The organism is Sorangium sp. So ce448, assembly GCF_051520915.1.
Classification (GTDB): Bacteria; Myxococcota_A; Polyangia; order Polyangiales; family Polyangiaceae; genus Sorangium; species Sorangium cellulosum_B.
In genome coordinates this window covers 3,912,918-3,928,582 of sequence record NZ_CP150343.1, presented here as the reverse complement: position 1 = coordinate 3,928,582, position 15,665 = coordinate 3,912,918, and the positions used below count along the sequence as shown (strand labels likewise).

Here is a 15,665-nt window from a genome sequence, read left to right as displayed (position 1 = left end):
GATTCTTCCGGCATTCAACTGCAACTCTCATACGCAAAGAACGCAAGAATCAGTAAAATCGTGAGCACCCATGAGATCTTGTTAATGAAGCTCTTGCTCGCCTTCTCCCGCCTCGTCAGCTCCCCGTGAACTCGCAGCAAATCCTCCTGGCAGGCATTGGCCCGCACGTTTGCCATCTCCATGACGTTCTCAACGTGCTGCTGGAAGACCTCGTCCATGCTCGGGTTCTTCGGCCTGGGCTCCTTCTCGCTGGCGAAGAGGAGCTTGCACCTCGGGTCGAACTTCCAGGCGAGCCCCTCCTTGCCGAACAGCCAGAACGACCCGTCTGGACATACAGCGATGGTCATGTCCGCGCGCGGCAGGGCGTCGCGCTCCGCGTACAGGATCACGCTCTCGTTGCCCGTTGCGCCGACCCGCACGAGTCGATCGCCGCGGATGACATAAGCATTCCCGTCACGATCGGCGCCTAGCGCACCACTCTGCCGATCCGCGGAGCCGCCGCCGATCTCGACGCAGTATACCTTGCGCCCGCCTCGTTCGAAGCGAGCGAGCAGGTTCCCGTCGAGCAGGTAGAGAGAACCATCCGGACCGCAATGTATAGACGTGCTCGCCAAGGACGAAAGCGTCACCGGATGATCGGCGAGCGAGGTCAAGCTCCAGCAGGACCCCTCGCCGGTGTCGTCCCGCGCGGCGCCGTTGGTCCACACGGGCATAGCCGCTCCGTCCGCCCCGATCCGCTGGAGCTTGCCATCCTTCTGGAGCAGCAGCGAGCCGTCATGATCGTAGCTCAGGCAGCCCTGCTCGATCAAACTCAGCTCGATGCTCGGCGCCACGGCGCCTGCGCGCTCGAGGGGCGCACCCGTCGCCGACGCGAGCCGGAGCGGTGGCGCACCTCCGGCGTCGATCACGAGGAGCGCGTCCTTCGCGCATCCAAGGAAGCGCACCTCCTCCGATCGATCGCGCTGGAGCCAACGGATGCCCAGCGAGGGATCCATGGACCACAGGACCCTGTCGATCTTGTGTTGCGTTCTTCCAGCCTGGTCGAGGAACCAGCGCGACTGCGTGGCTGCGCAGTAGAGGTTCCCCTCCGCGTCGACGGCCGCCTCCGGCAGCCCTTCCCAGTCGAACAGCCCCGCGGCGACGGCCTGCGCGGCGGGGGTGCGCACGACGACGGACGGCGCGAAGCAGAGATACCAGTGCGCCACCACCCGCCTTCGTCCCCGGTACACGAACTCATCCGGGACGTGGACGCTCGCGCTGCAGAAGCGGCACACACACGCTCGGCTCACCCCGTCGAAGGCGACCGGCGAGCCGCACTGCGGGCACGGAAACGTCGCCGGCTCCGCCTGGGGCGCAGGGGCTCCTGCGAGCCGGTCCGGCTCCTCGCCGACCAGGTGCGTGATGTCAGGGAGCGCTCCGGCCAGCTCCGGCGGCACCCGCCGGACCCAGGTCTGCACCGCGCAGCGATCGCAACGGAGCATCGCTTGATCCACCACCGCCTGGATGCTCGATGCGGGGATCGCCTTCTCGCAGCCCTGGCACGCGGGCGCGCGCCGGATGTAGGCGGCCGACAGCTTGCCGGCCGCGCTGCGACGCACCTCGTTGGGGAGCAATCTTGGGCCGTTGTAGAGCGGATCACGGAGCAACGCTTGCCAGAGATCGACACCGAGCGCCGCCGGCCTCCCGCAGCTCGGGCAGCCCACCTCGCGAGCCAGCGTGTTGACCGGCATCGGCATCCTGCACGTCCCGCACGCCGTCTCGATCTTCACCGCGACGCTGATCATCCCTCTCCTCTCCCCTCCCCCGCTCCCAGCCAACGCCCCCGGCACCCCCGGCGAGCTCACGCCCAGCCCGCACGCTACCTCAGCGACACAGGCCGCGCGATGGCCTAGCCTCGCCGCGCCCCTGTCCGCCGAGCGCAACGACGGCTCCGCCGCGACCGCAGCCGAGCTCCGGCAAAAGAGCCAGCGCGGCGAGCTCGCCGGCAGCCACATCGCGGACGCGGCCGCGCCCGGCATCGATCTCCGCGGCGCCTATCTCTCGCAGGCCCTCCGGCGCGACATCGATCTCCGCGGCGCGAGCCTCTCCGGCGCCGTCTTCCGCAACGTGAACCGCTATGCCATCCAGAGGGGTTCTGGCGCGCCGCGCACCCCGACCGGGGGCGTCGGGACGGCCTCGGGCCTCCTGGCGGGAGCCCGCCAGCCCCCGCTCAGCGCGGCGAGTCCCCGCGGCGGTACTCCGCGGTCGCCTCATCGAGCCGGGCCTTGAGGGCTGGATCGAGCGCCAGCTCGGCCGCGGCGATCGTCGCGTCCAGCTGCTCCGGCCGGCTGGCGCCGATGATCGCCGACGTGATCGCCGGGTTGGCGAGCACCCACGCGACCGCGACGCTCGTCAGCGATAGCCCTGCTTCGGCGACGATGCCCTGCAGCTTCTCGACGGTCGCGAACGCGCGCTCGTTCCAGTAGCGCTGCTGGTAGATCGTCCCCGCCGTGCCGAGCGTGAAGCGGGTGTCCGTCGTCGGCTCGCCGCGGCGGTGCTTGCCCGTGAGGAGCCCGCCGGCGAGCGGGTTGTAGGGGATGACGCCGAGCCCCTCCTCCTGCGCGAGCGGGAGCAGCTCGCGCTCGATCTCCCGGAACAACAGCGCATAACGCGGCTGCACGGACACGAACCGCGCGAGCCCGCGCACGTCGGCGCGGCCGAGCGCGCGCGCCAGGCGATATGCCAGGTAGTTGGAGACGCCGATGTACCGCGCCTTGCCTGAGCGAACGACGATGTCGAGCGCCTCCAGCGTCTCGTCGATCGGGGTGTCGCGATCGTCGGAGTGGAGCTGATAGAGATCCACGTAATCGGTGCCGAGACGGCGCAGGGAGGCGTCGATCGCGTCCAGGATGTGCTTGCGGGAGGCGCCCTGATCCCACGCGTTCGGGCCCACGCGGCCGACGCACTTGGTGGCGAGGATGAAGCGGTCTCGCTTGCCCTTGAGCCAGCGGCCGACGATCTCCTCGGTGCGCCCGGCGGCCTCCAGACCGCCGCCCAGCGGATACACGTCGGCCGTGTCGAGGAAGTTGACGCCGGCCGCAGCGGCCTTGTCGAGGATGGCGCGGGAGGTCTCCTCGTCCGTCTGGAAGCCGAACGTCATCGTGCCCAGGCACAGGCGAGAAACGGTGAGGCCGGTACGGCCGAGTCGGGTCGTCGGGATGCTCATGATTTTCCGTTGGTGCTTTGGCTAGGTTGGCTCGAGGCGTCGAGCTGGCGCCCTCGTCTTCAGCTCCCGCGCGTGGCGCGGGCCCGTCGGTCAGGGCTCAATAATAGATCGGCCCGACGCTGCCGCCGCCTGCGACGACGGCATCGCCGTTGATCGCGACGCTCCTCGACGAGGCGAGGAACGCGACGACCCACGCGACCTCGCGGGAGTCGACGATCCGGCCGATGCTCACCGACGCGGCGAGGTCCTTCTCCGGCTCCGGCCGTGCGCCGGCAGGCCGGGCGGCGTGTCTGCTTCGCAGGCAGCAGCCTGCTGGCGACGTGCTGGGGGTGGAGCAGCTCGCCCGCCGCCGAGGCGCGCGGAGCGAGCGCCTGGCGCGCGAGGGCGCCCTGCGCGAGCCCGCCGAGGCGGCGCAGGCAGCGGCTCAGCGCGGCGGCGAGCCGCCCGAGAGGGCGCGGGTCACCGCGACCGGAGCCGGTCGACGACCGCGAGCACGCCCGCCGCGATCGCGAGGATGGGCGCGAAGATCACGCCGCCGAACCACGCCAGCGCGTAGGCGACGCCGAGCGACGGATCGCCCCCACCGGCGGGCGGGGGCGTGCCGCTCAGCACCGAGACATGCTCGCGCAGGCCGAGCACGTGGCAGGCAACGAAGGCCGCAAGGAGCATCGCGGCGCCGAGGGCCAGCTGTCGGCTCACAGGGCACCTCCCGCGCCGGCGATCCGCTCCCAGAGCGGGCCGAAGCTCAGCGCGTAGAGCAGCGCCGCGTCGCCGACCTGGTTGCTCGCGGCGTACCGCAGCCGGTCGCCCTCGCGGATCGGGAACGCGGCGAGGTCGAGCGACGTGAGCAGCCCTCCGAGGTACGGCGCGTCGCCGAAGGCCGCGGCGCCGAGCAGCGCGAGGCCGCTCGATCCGGCGCTCGCCCCGACGAGCGGCACGATCGGGCCCGAGTCCACGTCCTCCGGGCCGGCCCACGAGCGCGGCCACTCGCGCGCCCAGCCGAAGCCGAGGAGCTCTGCCCCGAGCTCGCGGCGCGCCCGCGCGTACTGATCGCGCGCGAAATCAGCGTCGATCAGGAGCAGCGCGTGCGCGACCAGCCAGAGGGACGACCCCTCCGGGCCGTCCAGGATCCTGCCGTCGTGGGTGTAGCTCGACACGAGCAGCCCCGTCTTCGGGTCCAGGAGCCGGGCGCGCGCCGCCGCGAGCCAGCGGCGGCCGAGATCGAGGCCGCGGCGCTCGCCGTGCAGCGCGTCGGCCATGCGCATCGCGGAGAGGGCGAGCGTGTTGCAGAAGGTCCAGCACTCGTCGGGGTAGCTCTCGGCCGACAGCACGGGGCTCCGTTCCATGCGGGACCGCATCTCGGCGACGCGCGCGTCGAGCTCGGCCTCGTGATCGGCGCGTCGCGCGACCAGGGCGCGCGCGCCCAGCATGAGCGCGATCTCGCCGTCCACGAAGAGGCTGCGCGCAGGCTGCTGCACGAACGGCCGCCGCGTGGCGTACGGCATCATGAAGTGCAGCATCCCCCGCTCGCGCTCGATCGCGAGGGTCTCGTCGACGATCCGGTCGATGACGGCGAGGTGGCGCGCCTGGGCGCCCGGATCCCGCAGCGCGGCGTTGGCGAGGCCGAGGACGAGGAAGGTCCGTCCCATGAAGTCCCACTCGGCGTTCGCGGCCCGCATCCGCGCGAGCGCCGCGCCCTGCGCGGCGCTGTCCTTCTCCCAGAGCGAGAGCTGATGCGCGAGCAGCGCCTGGCCACGCGGCGAGAGCGCGCCCGAGGCGCCGTGCTCGCCCGGCTCGCTCCGGAAGAAGAGGTGGAGGCACGGAAGCCATACGGCCGTGGCGACCAGCAGCGACAGCGCGGCGGCGCCGAGCCGGCGCAGGCGGCCCGCCGCCGCAGGGCGAACCACGACGCCGGCGGTGGAGGAGAGGTCGGTCATGGGACGGAGCGTGGCGCGGCGCCGTGGCCGGGCTGCGCGCGAGATGTGGCGGATCGGAGGAGGCTCCGGGGATTCTCTCACCGGATGGCCGATCTCGCCCACGGCGCTGATGGGGAGCGCTCTGGCACGCCGCCGCCCTTCGAGGCGGGCGGCCAAGATCCTGAGGGGCGCTCGCTTCCAGGAATTCGAAGCGGAGGCGCAAGTGAGCGTCATCGTGAATCAGAAGGAGCAGATTCAGAGCCTGGCTGCGGACGCCCGATAGCGCCGGGTGGATCCACGGGGGGGTCCCGCCGGAAGAGCCTCCTCATGACGGCGCGGGTCATGGTGAGGAGGTTCTCGCTGGTGAAGCGGAACCAGAAGCCTGCGTAGCAGCCGTTCGTGCGGAAGCCGGGGTTGGCCGCGGCGTAGCGCCGCGCGGCCGGGCGCTCGAAGTAGCGCGGCGGATACCGGCTCACCGTCTCCTCGGTCATGAAGATGTTGACGCGGAAGAGCCCGGTCTCGTCGTCGACGTGGTAGTTGCTCTCCCTGGCGAGCTTCAGGAACGCCTCGCGCACCGCCTCGTCCTCGGCGGCGCCCCGGCGCTTCGGATCGAAGAGCTCGTAGCGCGCGAGCGCCTCGGTGATGGAGACGAACCCGAAGAGGCTCGCGATCGAGAGCCGGTAGAAGCGGGTCCGCGGGGCGCGGCGCTTCGTCTCGAGCAAGAACAGGAGGCCGGAGACGAGGTGCAGCCCGCGGGTCCGGAAGTCCGGCGAGATCCTGAGCTTCCCGCCGACGATGGCCCGGCTGCGGGGCAAGGCGAGCGGCGCGGTCTTCCAGAACTGGAAGCCGACGATCGCCCCGGTGTCGGCGCGGCGGAAGACGTGGACGACATCGTTGGTCCTCGCGTGGACGCAGAAGTGCCCGAAGTCCTCGGCCATGAGCGCGTTCGAGAGGGCGTGGAGCTCGCGCAGGCGCGGCTCGGTGAAGTCGCGCCGCTCGACGGTCTCGAGGCGGACGGCGGGGCGCAGCGGGGAGAGGCCGAGAAGGACGTTCAACATGGTGGGCTCCGAAGGCTCCGGGATGACCCCGTATCCGCGGCGGGTGAACGGCACGCCGCGCGAGAAGGTGCCGCCGCGCAGGAGGAGCGCCAGCGCGAACGGATGGATGTCGTCTTACGACATGCCTAACAGGGCGTACAGCGCCCGCGCGGCCTCGCCCGCAGCGACGTTCACCGGGTCGGCCAGCGCCGCGTCCGCGCCGAACGTCGTGCGCAGCGGCCGCTGCCCGTGCGGCGTCTCCAGCAGCCTCAGAAGCACGCCCGCGACCTCTTCCGGGGATGGCCCCTTCATGGTCCTGGCCATCTCGAGCGTGGCGCGCCCCACGCCCCCGAGCGCCCCGTACTCGGCGGCGCGCGCCGTGTCGTCGTCCAGCCACATGTTGTCGAAGATCTTCGTCTGGACCATTCCCGGCTCCAGGATCACGACGTCGATCCCGAACGACGCGAGCTCGCGCTTGTAGCCCTCGGCGATCATCTCCATCCCGGCCTTGGCCGCGCAGTAGAGCGTCGTGGTCGGTACGACGATGCGCCCGCCGAAGCTGGACGTGAAGGCGAGCACCCCGGTCTTTCGCCGGCGCATGTGCGGCAGCACGGCGCGACAGACGCGCTGCGTCCCGAGGACGTGGGTATCGAGGAGCCGTTGCAGCAGATCGACGCTGCCGCACTCGGTCAGCCCCATCAGGCAGCCGCCCGCGTTGTTCAGGAGCACATCGATCTTCCCCGTCTTCTCCACCACCGTCGCCACCGCCGCGGCCACGGAGGCGTCGTCCGTCACGTCGAGCGCAACCGCCTCGATGGGGATCCCCGCGGTCGCCAGCCCGGCCACCTCGTCGCGCGCCGCTCGGTTCCTGCCGTTGGGATCGCGCATGCCCGCGAAGGCGACATACCCGTTCCTCGCGAGCGTCTCCGCCACGCTCCGGCCGATCCCCGTGCTCGCGCCCGTCACCAGCGCCACCCGCTTCGCCGTCATCGGTCCTTCCCTCCTCGGGCGCCGAGGCCTCACGCGGCCCTCGTTGCCCCGTCGACGGTGATACACGAGCCGGAGAAAATTGGAATTCCGGATGGAGGTGCACGGCAACATCCAGCCAGGATTGAAATTCAAACAGGAGGCGTCGGCGCTCGCCGCCGACAGGCCCTACGCCACGGCGAACCCGGCGCAGAGCACGTCCTATGATTGGGACGACGAGCCGAGCGGGTCAGGCAGATCGAGGAGAACGCATTGAGCAAGCTCCGGATGCTGTCGCGGAGGCAGGCGCCCGAGATGGCGCTGGAGGGCTGATGGACTGCCGCGAGCGGCGCCGAGCGCGGCGACGCTCCGTTGCACGAGCACCTTGAAAGAGAGCTCGTCGACGGGCGATGGTAGCGTCTCTTCACCCGAGGGACGCTCATGAAGGACATCCTCTCTGCTCGCCTGGAATCGCGTGCTTTCTCGGCCGACGCGGTCGAGCTCCACGACCTCACCGGGCGCGAGGTCATCTCGCAACCGTTCGAGTTCCAGCTCCACGTCGTGTGCAAGAGCCCCGAGGGGCTCGACGAGGAGGCGCTCCTCGCCGAGCCCGCCGCGCTCGTGTTCCTGAGGGGCGACCGCGAGGAGCGGCGGCTCTTCGGCGTCATCTCCGTCGTGCGCGACGCGCTCCACACGGAGACACTGCACATGGCGTACACGCTCACCTTCGTGCCGCGCGCGTTCCGGCTGACCCTCACCGAGACGTCGGAGATCTTCATGGATCTCTCGGTCCCCGAGATCATCAAGAAGAAGCTCGAGCGGGCCGGTCTCCACGAGGGCGACGACTTCGAGCTCCGCCTTGTCTCGACGTACCCGCCGCGCGAGTACGTCGTGCAGTACAAGGAGACCGACCTCCAGTTCGTCTCGCGCCTCGCCGAGCACCTCGGCATCTCGTTCTTCTTCGAGCACCGCGACGGCCGCGACGTCGTGGTCTTCTCCGACACGAACAGCGGTTTTCAGCCGGTCGCCGGCGACGGGCGCGCGCACTTCTACCCGCGCGGCGATCGCATCGGCGTCCACCGCCTGGAGGGCACGACGCGCACCGTCCCGAGCCGGTACGTGGTGAAGGACTACAACTACCGCGCACCGCACGTGCCTTTGATGGCCGCGGCGACCGTCTCTGAGGCGTCCGGCGGCGGCATCGTCGAGTACGGCGCGCATTTCAAGACCCCCGACGAGGGCGAGCGCATCGCGGTCCTCCGCGCGGAGGAGCTGCGCGCCGGCCGCAGGGTGTTCGAGGGAGCCAGCGACGTGCAGGCCCTCGGCGCCGGCGCGAGGCTCACGCTCGAGGGACACCCGCGCGGAGACATCGAGTTGCTGCTCGTCGAGGTGCGCCACCGGCTGCAGCAGGCCACGCTCAACGCGGGCACGGGCGAGGAACGCGCCTACGAGAACGACTTCCGCGCGATCCCCTATGCGACCACGTACCGCCCGCCGCGCGTCACCCCGAAGCCCAAGGTGCACGGCGTGATCACGGGCGTCATCGACGCCGCGGCCAAGGGCCAGTACGCCGAGGTCGATGAGAGCGGCCGCTACCGCGTGCGCTTCCTGTTCGACACCAGCAGCGCCGAGGACGGCAAGGCATCGAGGCTCATCCGCATGGCCCAGCCCCATACCGGAGCGGGCTACGGGTTCCACTTCCCGCTTCGCAGCGGAGTGGAGGTGATTCTCACCTTCATCGACGGCGACCCGGACCGGCCGATCATCGCCGGCGCGGTGCCGAACCCGCAGACGCCGAGCACGGTCGACGCGAAGAACGCGCGCAGGAACGTCATCCGGACCGGCGGCGGCAACGAGATCAACATCGATGACAACGAGGGCGAGGAGCGGATCAAGCTCTCGACGCCGTACGGCGGCGCGACCTTCCAGCTCGGATCCCCGAACACGCCGGAGTCCGGCGCGGCGCTCACCACGAAGGAGGCGATCACGGCGCTCGGCGCTGCCGGCGTCAGCACATTGACGTCGGTCGCCACGACCCTCACGGACATCGCGTCCGTCGTGGCGTCCTCGAGCATCACACAGTACGCAACTGCCGCGCAAGCGTTCTCAAAGGCGCTGACCGATGACAAGCATCATAAGATCGTGGACGACATCCTCGGCGTCGCGAAGACCGCGCTCGAACTACCGAAGAAATGGGACGCGATGCAGCAGGCGAAGGCGAACGAGGAGGTCGTCATCGCGGAGGAGCACATGAAGAGGGTGCTCGCGGCGGCCCAGGCGAAGGCTCCTTACCCGGAGAACAACCCGCCGCCGAAGAAGGATCATTACGGGTTGCTCAGGGCCATGACGAAGGAAGAATGGGAGAAAGAGGCCCCCGAGTACCAGGCAGCGGTCGCAGCCACCAAACAACACGCTGACGCGAAGAAGAGAGCCGAAGATCTGGCGAAGAAGATCGCCGAAGAAGAACAGACGCGACGAAAAGCCGGGATCGTGCATGACATCGTATCGGGGACCAGCGGGGCCGCGAAGGCGCTCCGCGAGGGCAAGAAGGCCGGAGTCGAACTGCTGAGCGACGCCGCGAAGAAGGCCGGGAAGGCGATGGAAGCCGCGCAAGTCGGAATTGCGAACAGCATGATTGGCGCGGCCAACGGGATCGCCGCGGTCCCTCGCGTCTCGGCGGTCATACCTGGCATGGGCGCCCCCTTCTTCCTCGGTGGCGGGGACAACTCAGCGGTGCTGATGGGCAAGGTCGACGCGTTCGTCGGCGGCGCCGCGTCCGCTGCGCTCTCCTCCGCTGGCAACGCCATCGTCTCTGGCGGCGCGATCGCCATGCTGAAATCGGGAGGCAGGGCGTCCGTGGGCGCCGGCGGCGCTACGCTCATCACAGCCGGCTCCAAGATCGACCTCAAATCTGGCGCCTTCATATCAAAGTCATCCGGATCGACCAAAGTCCAGAGCGGCGGGCTCATGCGGCTCAAGACAGGCAAATCGCTCAACGTCAGCGCCATTGGCGATGCTCAAATAAAGTCTAATGCGTCCATCAACATCCAATCCGCCTCTCACACAACCATAAAGGCATCGGGAAGCCTGCAAGAGAACGCGGCCAGTATCCACATCAAATCCACCGGCGACGCCAAGATCGATGGTGCAACGCAGGCAGAGGTCACGTCCGGAGGCTGGGGAATGAGCGCAAAGCCTGGCAACGTCACGGTCGGCTCAAGGACCGACGGTCTGTCTGTCAAGGGCGGGACAGTGTCGGTAAAGAACGGAGGTTCCCAGTGTATTCTGGGGGCCAGCGCAGCCAAGCTGGTAAAAGGCGGGACCAGCGTAGCGTGCTCTTCTTCCAGGGTAACTATCCGTGGCGGCCGGATCGAGCTCGGCTAGCAGACGCATACACGCTCTGATTGAACAGGAGCCTCTCGCTCCCTGCACCAGAGACCAATCTACGACATTGCAGCAGCAACCATCAATAGCGCCAAGAGCCCCAGCACAACGATAGCTGCAATAATCCCAATAATCCTCTCTACTCTCGCCGCCTCTGCTCTCCGCTCACGCATGAGCCGATCCGACTCTTCGTTCTTTGCTTGAATCTTGGCCTTGACCGCATCCATCTGTCGCTCGAAGACTTGCTGGCGCGTCAACTTCTTGGGTCTGGACTCCTTTTCGCTCGCGAAGAGAAGCTCGCCGTCGCGGTCAAACCTCCAGGCGCGCCCCTTCGTGCCAAAGAGCCAGTACGACCCATCGGGACACACAGCAATGCTCATCTCCGCTCGCGGCAGATCGTCGCGCTTCGACTCCAGGACGACGCTCGGCTCACCTGCCGCGCTGACACGAACGACCTGCTCGCGGCAAAGCAAATAGGAATTCCCAGCGACGTCGACGCCGATGGTACGATATCTAAAATCGGACTCCGAAGAGGACAGATCGAATTCATGGAGCACACGACCATCGACGTCGACCCGAACGAATCGATTCATATACATGCAGTCGATCGCGCCACCAGGGCCGGGATGAATGCGCTTGAGCCCGGCCTGAAGCTCGACAGGAGACACGCCCTGTGCAGTGCCGCCAGGCCGTACCGGCATCCCGACACCGCTCGGCGAAATTCGCCGAACGATGTCCTCTTTGAGGATGAGCAGCGAGCCATCACGGTCACAGACTAGATCCTCGCAGTCGAGCAGTTCGCCGTCGATCTTCGTCTCCGTGCCGCCGGCCTCCTCGATCGGCGAGCCAGTCGAGGAAGATAACCAGGGCATGGACGACTTCCCGCGACTTGTCACGAGGAGCGCACCACGCGGGGAGAGCGCGAGGTGCACGGCTGCCCTCCGGTTGCGGTGAAGCCAACGAACGTTCAGCGACGGGTCGATGGACCAAAGGACGTTGTCAGGGCTTTCTCTCGGGGAATTTCCCTCGCCGGGGACCCAGTGCGTCTGCCTCGCCGCGCAGTAGAGGTTGCCCTCCGCGTCGACCGCCGCCACAGGCGGCTCTTCCCAGTCGAACAGCCCTGCGGCGACGGCCTGCGGGGCCGGTGCGCTGTCGGCGATCGACGGATGAAAGATGAGAAACCAGTCCGCCGCCACCTTCCTTCGCCCGCGATATACGAAGTCGTCCGGTACGTGCACGTTCGCGCTGCAGAAGCGGCACGTGTACGCTCGGTTCACGCCGTCGAACGCGACGGGTGAGCCGCACTGCGGGCATGGAAACGTCGCCGCCTCCGCCGCATTTGCCTGCGCCATCGCGGGCGAGTCAGGATCTTCGCCCACGAGGTGCGTGATGTCCGGGAGCGCTCCCGCGAGTTCCACCGGCACCGCTCGCACCCAGGTCTGCTTGGCGCAACGGTCACACTGGAGCATCGCCTGCTCTCGCACCTCTACGATGCTCGCGACGGGGATCTCCTTCTCGCATCCCTGGCAGCACGGACCGCGCCGGGTGTAAGCGGCCGAGAGCTTCCTCGCAGAGCACTGCCGCCCCTCGTTCGCTAACATCCTCGGCCCGTCGTAGACCGGATCGCGCAGCAGCGCCTGCCAGACATCGTCGCTCACCTCCGTCGGCCTCCCGCAGCTCGGGCAGCCCACCTCGCGAGCGAGTGTGTTGATCGGCATCGGCATCCTGCAGGTGCCGCACTCCGTCTCGATCCTCACCGCGACGCTGATCATGCCTCTCCGCTCCTCTCCCCTCCCCCGCCCCCAGCCAACGCCCGTCCAGCAACTGCGGCGAAGGCACTTCAGGCTGCACGCTACCTCAGTGACACCCCCCGCGCGATGGCCTAGCCTCGCCCGAACCATGCCCGCGGAGCGCAACGATGGCTCACCCCCGACGCCTGCCGAGCTCTTGCAGAAGAGCCAGCGCGACGAGCTCGCCGGCAGCCACATCTCGGGCGCCGTCGCCCCCGGCATCGATCTCCGCGGCGCCGATCTCTCCAAGGCCCTCTGGCAGGACGTCGATCTGCGCGGCGCGAACCTCGCCGGCGCCACGCTCTCCGGCGCCATCTTCCGCAACGTGAACCTCGAGGGCGCCGACCTCACCGACGCCGACCTCACCGGCGCCCTCCTCGGCGGCCCTCCCGGCGAGGCCTGCCGCCTCGCGGGCGCCGATCTCCGCGACGCCGTCCTCTCCAACACCTCCCTCCACCAGGTCGACCTCACCGGCGCCAAGCTCTCCGGCGCCCTGCTCGAGCGAGCCGATCTCCGCGCCACGCGCCTCCACAAGGCCGAGCTCCTCGACGCGGTCCTCTCCGGCGCGCGCCTCCAGCGCTGCGACGCCCAGGGCGCCCGCCTCGACCGCGCCGCCGTCGACGGCGCCGATCTCTCCTCCGCCGACCTCACGGGCGCCTCGCTCCGCGACGTCGATCTCCGCGCCGCCGTCACGACAGGCCTCCTCCTCGGCGGCGCCGATCTCCTGCGCGCCGCCGCCGCCGGACTCGACTTCTCCGCCTCGGGCCCCCCGGCGTCCCTCGCGGGCGCCGAGCTCCACGCCTCCCGCCTCACCGCGATCGATCTCCGCCGCACCGCCCTCGAGGGCGCGCGCCTCGTCCAGTGCGACCTCGCCCGGGCCGACCTCTCCGGCGCGAGCTGCGACGGGCTTGTCCTCGACGGCTCCTCGCTCCGGGGCGCCCAGCTCCAGCGCTGGCGGGCCCGCGGCGCCTCCCTCGCCGGGGCGGACCTCACCGGCGCCTCCCTCGACGGCGCCGATCTCCGCAACACCAACCTCGCCGGCGCCACCCTCGACGAGGCGTCTCTCGCCGGCGCGAAGCTCGAGGGCTGCTCGCTCGAGGGCGTCCGCCTCGCGGGCGTCGACCTGCGCGGCCTCGACCTCGCGGGCGTCTCCCTCGGCAAGGCCGCGCTCACGGGCCTCTCGTGGGCCGGCGTGAACCTCTCCGGCGCCGACCTCGCCGAGGCCGACCTGCGCGGCGCCGACCTCGCGGGCGCCGACCTCTCGGACGCCGACCTCTCCGGCGCCTGCCTCGCCGGCGCGAAGCTCGGCGGCGCCGCCTTCCGCGGGGCGCAGCTCGCCGACGTCGACCTCACCGAGGCCGATCTCTCCGACGCGGATCTCTCGGAAGCCGCCCTGTCCACCGCCGCCGTCGCCGGGGCCGACCTCCGCCGGACACGGCTCTTCGCGGCCGACCTCTCCGGCGCCGATCTCCGCACCATGCAGCTCGCCGGCGCGGTGATCGAACAATCGCTGCTCTGCGACGCGAACGGCGAGGGCGCCGATCTCCGCGGCTGCGTCCTGACGAATGCCACGCTGTCGGGCGCGAACCTCCGCGGCGCCAACCTCACCTCGGTGGAGGCCTCTCAGCTCAACCTCGAAGGCGCCGACCTGAAGGGCGCGAAGCTCGCGGGCCTGCGCGCCCCCTCCGCGAACCTCAAGAGAGCGATCCTCGACGGCGCCGATCTCTCCCGCGCCGACCTCTCCGACGCCGCGCTCAACGACGCCGTGCTGCGCCGCGCCCACCTGCGCGAGGCCAGCCTCGGCGCGGCGAGGCTCCCGGGCGCGGACCTGCGCGACGCGGTGATGGCGAACGCCGATCTCTCGCTGGCCGATCTCTCGCACGCACGCCTCGAGCGCGCTCACCTCGTGAACGCCAACCTCGAGGGCGCCGACCTGCACCGGGCCAGGCTCGATGACGCCGAGCTGCTCGGGGCGCGCACCCGCAACATGAAGAACACCGACCCTGACCGCGCGCGCGCGGAAGACTTCCGGACGGAGACCCGATGAACGCGAACGACGCTGTCGCCCTGGAACACGAGCCCTCCCCGGGCGGCGTGCTCGAGGCCACCCTCGTCGACCTGGAAGACGCCGCGCGCGCCGTCGTGCGCCTCGTCCGGCCCGGCGCCCCCGGCGCCGAGGGCGCCACGGCGCGCGCGCGGCTCGCCGTGCCCGGCTACCAGGCCACCCCCGGCGACCGGGTGCTCGTCTCGAAACACGCAGCCACGTCGGATTTTTACATCGTCGGCATCCTCCTCGCCGCCCGAGGGCCCGTGATCCACACGGCCGAGGGGGCCACGGCGTCGGCCGAGGGGAGCACGATCGCGATCCGGGACGCGTCGGGCGCTGTCGCCGTCACGTACGACGCCGCGACGGGCGCGGCGCGCGTCGCCGCCCCCGCGGGGGACCTGACGCTCGCGGCGCCGCGGGGGAAGGTCGTCGTCGAGGCGGCCACGGACGTGGAGCTCCGCGCGCGGCGCGACGTCCGGCACAGCGCGGGGCGGCGCGTGGCGAGCGTGGTCGGTGAGGGCGGCGAGCCGGCGCTCGTTGTGGAGCGGGCGGCCGTGCGCGTGTCCGCGGCGGCGGTCGACGTGACGTCGGAGAGGGCGTCGCTCCACGCGACCGAGGCGACCGTGCTCGCCGAGCGGATCGCCACGACCGCCGCGCAGATCGCCGCCACCGCCGGCCGGATGGAGATCCAGGCCGAGCGGCTGATCGAGCGGGCAAAGGACGCTTACCGCGACGTCGACGGGCTGCTCCAGACCCGGGCGAGGCGCGCGCGCTCGCTCATCCGCGAGGCGTATCAGCTCGTCAGCGAGCGGACATCGATGGTCTCGAAGAAGGAGACATCGATCGACGGCGAGCGCGTGCTGCTCGGATGAGCCAGCGTGGCAGTGGAGGGATCCCGAGATGAAGATGCCCGCAGCGACGAAGGCCGGAGGCATGTGCTTCGCCATGCCGGACGTGTGCAAGGTGCCAGCGCCGCCGGCGCCCCCGGTGCCGACCCCGTTCCCGAACATCGGGACGCTGAACGGCTGCGAGTCGACCGTCTCCAAGGTGCTCGTCCAGAAGAAGGAGACAGTGACCGAAGCATCGAAGATGCCGAGCAGCAAGGGGGATGAGGCCGGCACGCTCGGCGGGATGGTCTCGAACGTGAACCGAGGGCAGGTGACCTTCAAGCGCGCGAGCTCGAAGGTCTACGCCAAGGGGAAGAAGATCGTCTATCACACCGCGATGTCGGCCCATAACGGCTCGAACGCGAACATGCCCGCCGGCGCCCACGTCGCGCCCTCGCAGGTGAAGGTGTTCGTGGCGGTGTGATCCGTGCCG

The 15,665-nt window shown here is 69.9% G+C and carries 13 protein-coding genes; 5 read left to right on the top strand and 8 right to left on the bottom strand.

Features of this window, described 5'->3' with window-relative positions; genetic code table 11:
- Window positions 1-14: 14 nt before the first annotated feature.
- On the bottom strand, window positions 15-1,730 hold the full coding sequence (locus WMF45_RS15145; protein WP_437717591.1) for a hypothetical protein: 1,716 nt from the start codon (window positions 1,728-1,730) through the stop codon (window positions 15-17).
- On the opposite strand from WMF45_RS15145, the gene WMF45_RS15140 reads away from it, so the two are divergent.
- Window positions 1,717-2,268: a pentapeptide repeat-containing protein gene (locus tag WMF45_RS15140; RefSeq protein WP_437717590.1), complete on the top strand. Its 552-nt coding sequence runs from the start codon at window positions 1,717-1,719 to the stop codon at window positions 2,266-2,268. The two genes, WMF45_RS15145 and WMF45_RS15140, sit on opposite strands and share 14 nt — an antisense overlap.
- Here WMF45_RS15140 and WMF45_RS15135 read toward each other — a convergent pair.
- The 6 genes from WMF45_RS15135 to WMF45_RS15110 form a co-directional block, all read right to left on the bottom strand.
- On the bottom strand, window positions 2,210-3,205 hold the full coding sequence (locus WMF45_RS15135; RefSeq protein ID WP_437717589.1) for an aldo/keto reductase: 996 nt from the start codon (window positions 3,203-3,205) through the stop codon (window positions 2,210-2,212). The two genes, WMF45_RS15140 and WMF45_RS15135, sit on opposite strands and share 59 nt — an antisense overlap.
- A gap of 97 nt (window positions 3,206-3,302) precedes the next feature.
- Window positions 3,303-3,437 carry a hypothetical protein gene (locus WMF45_RS15130; protein ID WP_437717588.1) on the bottom strand — a complete coding sequence of 45 codons (135 nt, stop codon included), beginning with the start codon at window positions 3,435-3,437 and terminating at the stop codon, window positions 3,303-3,305.
- Window positions 3,438-3,664: 227 nt separating this feature from the next.
- A complete protein-coding gene (locus WMF45_RS15125) occupies window positions 3,665-3,904 on the bottom strand; it encodes a hypothetical protein (RefSeq protein ID WP_437717587.1) in 240 nt (79 codons plus the stop codon).
- Window positions 3,901-5,142, bottom strand: coding sequence for a hypothetical protein (locus WMF45_RS15120; protein ID WP_437717586.1), 1,242 nt, complete (start codon window positions 5,140-5,142; stop codon window positions 3,901-3,903). Before WMF45_RS15120 ends, WMF45_RS15125 begins: the two co-directional genes overlap by 4 nt.
- Before the next feature lie 209 nt (window positions 5,143-5,351).
- Entirely contained in the window at window positions 5,352-6,179 is an 828-nt protein-coding gene (locus WMF45_RS15115) for a hypothetical protein (protein ID WP_437717585.1), read from the bottom strand.
- Window positions 6,180-6,293: 114 nt separating this feature from the next.
- The gene (locus WMF45_RS15110) at window positions 6,294-7,148 is read right to left on the bottom strand and encodes an SDR family NAD(P)-dependent oxidoreductase (protein ID WP_437717584.1); all 855 of its coding nucleotides are present in this window, start codon (window positions 7,146-7,148) and stop codon (window positions 6,294-6,296) included.
- Between the two features lie 417 nt (window positions 7,149-7,565).
- On the opposite strand from WMF45_RS15110, the gene tssI reads away from it, so the two are divergent.
- Complete coding sequence (tssI, locus tag WMF45_RS15105; RefSeq protein WP_437717583.1) at window positions 7,566-10,508, top strand: type VI secretion system tip protein TssI/VgrG; 2,943 nt, start codon at window positions 7,566-7,568, stop codon at window positions 10,506-10,508.
- Window positions 10,509-10,567: 59 nt separating this feature from the next.
- Here tssI and WMF45_RS15100 read toward each other — a convergent pair whose 3' ends face one another.
- A complete protein-coding gene (locus WMF45_RS15100; protein ID WP_437717582.1) occupies window positions 10,568-12,280 on the bottom strand; it encodes a hypothetical protein in 1,713 nt (570 codons plus the stop codon).
- 127 nt (window positions 12,281-12,407) lie between these two features.
- Between WMF45_RS15100 and WMF45_RS15095 the strand changes: the two genes are divergently transcribed.
- Genes WMF45_RS15095 through WMF45_RS15085 form a run of 3 tightly spaced genes read left to right on the top strand, consistent with a single transcriptional unit; the run spans window position 12,408 to window position 15,656 of the window.
- Complete coding sequence (locus tag WMF45_RS15095) at window positions 12,408-14,345, top strand: pentapeptide repeat-containing protein (protein WP_437717581.1); 1,938 nt, start codon at window positions 12,408-12,410, stop codon at window positions 14,343-14,345.
- Window positions 14,342-15,217 carry a DUF3540 domain-containing protein gene (locus tag WMF45_RS15090; RefSeq protein WP_437717580.1) on the top strand — a complete coding sequence of 292 codons (876 nt, stop codon included), beginning with the start codon at window positions 14,342-14,344 and terminating at the stop codon, window positions 15,215-15,217. Before WMF45_RS15095 ends, WMF45_RS15090 begins: the two co-directional genes overlap by 4 nt.
- Window positions 15,218-15,245: 28 nt before the next feature.
- Window positions 15,246-15,656 (top strand): PAAR-like domain-containing protein, encoded by a 411-nt coding sequence (locus tag WMF45_RS15085; protein WP_437290455.1) that lies wholly within the window; start codon window positions 15,246-15,248, stop codon window positions 15,654-15,656.
- Window positions 15,657-15,665 lie beyond the last annotated feature (9 nt).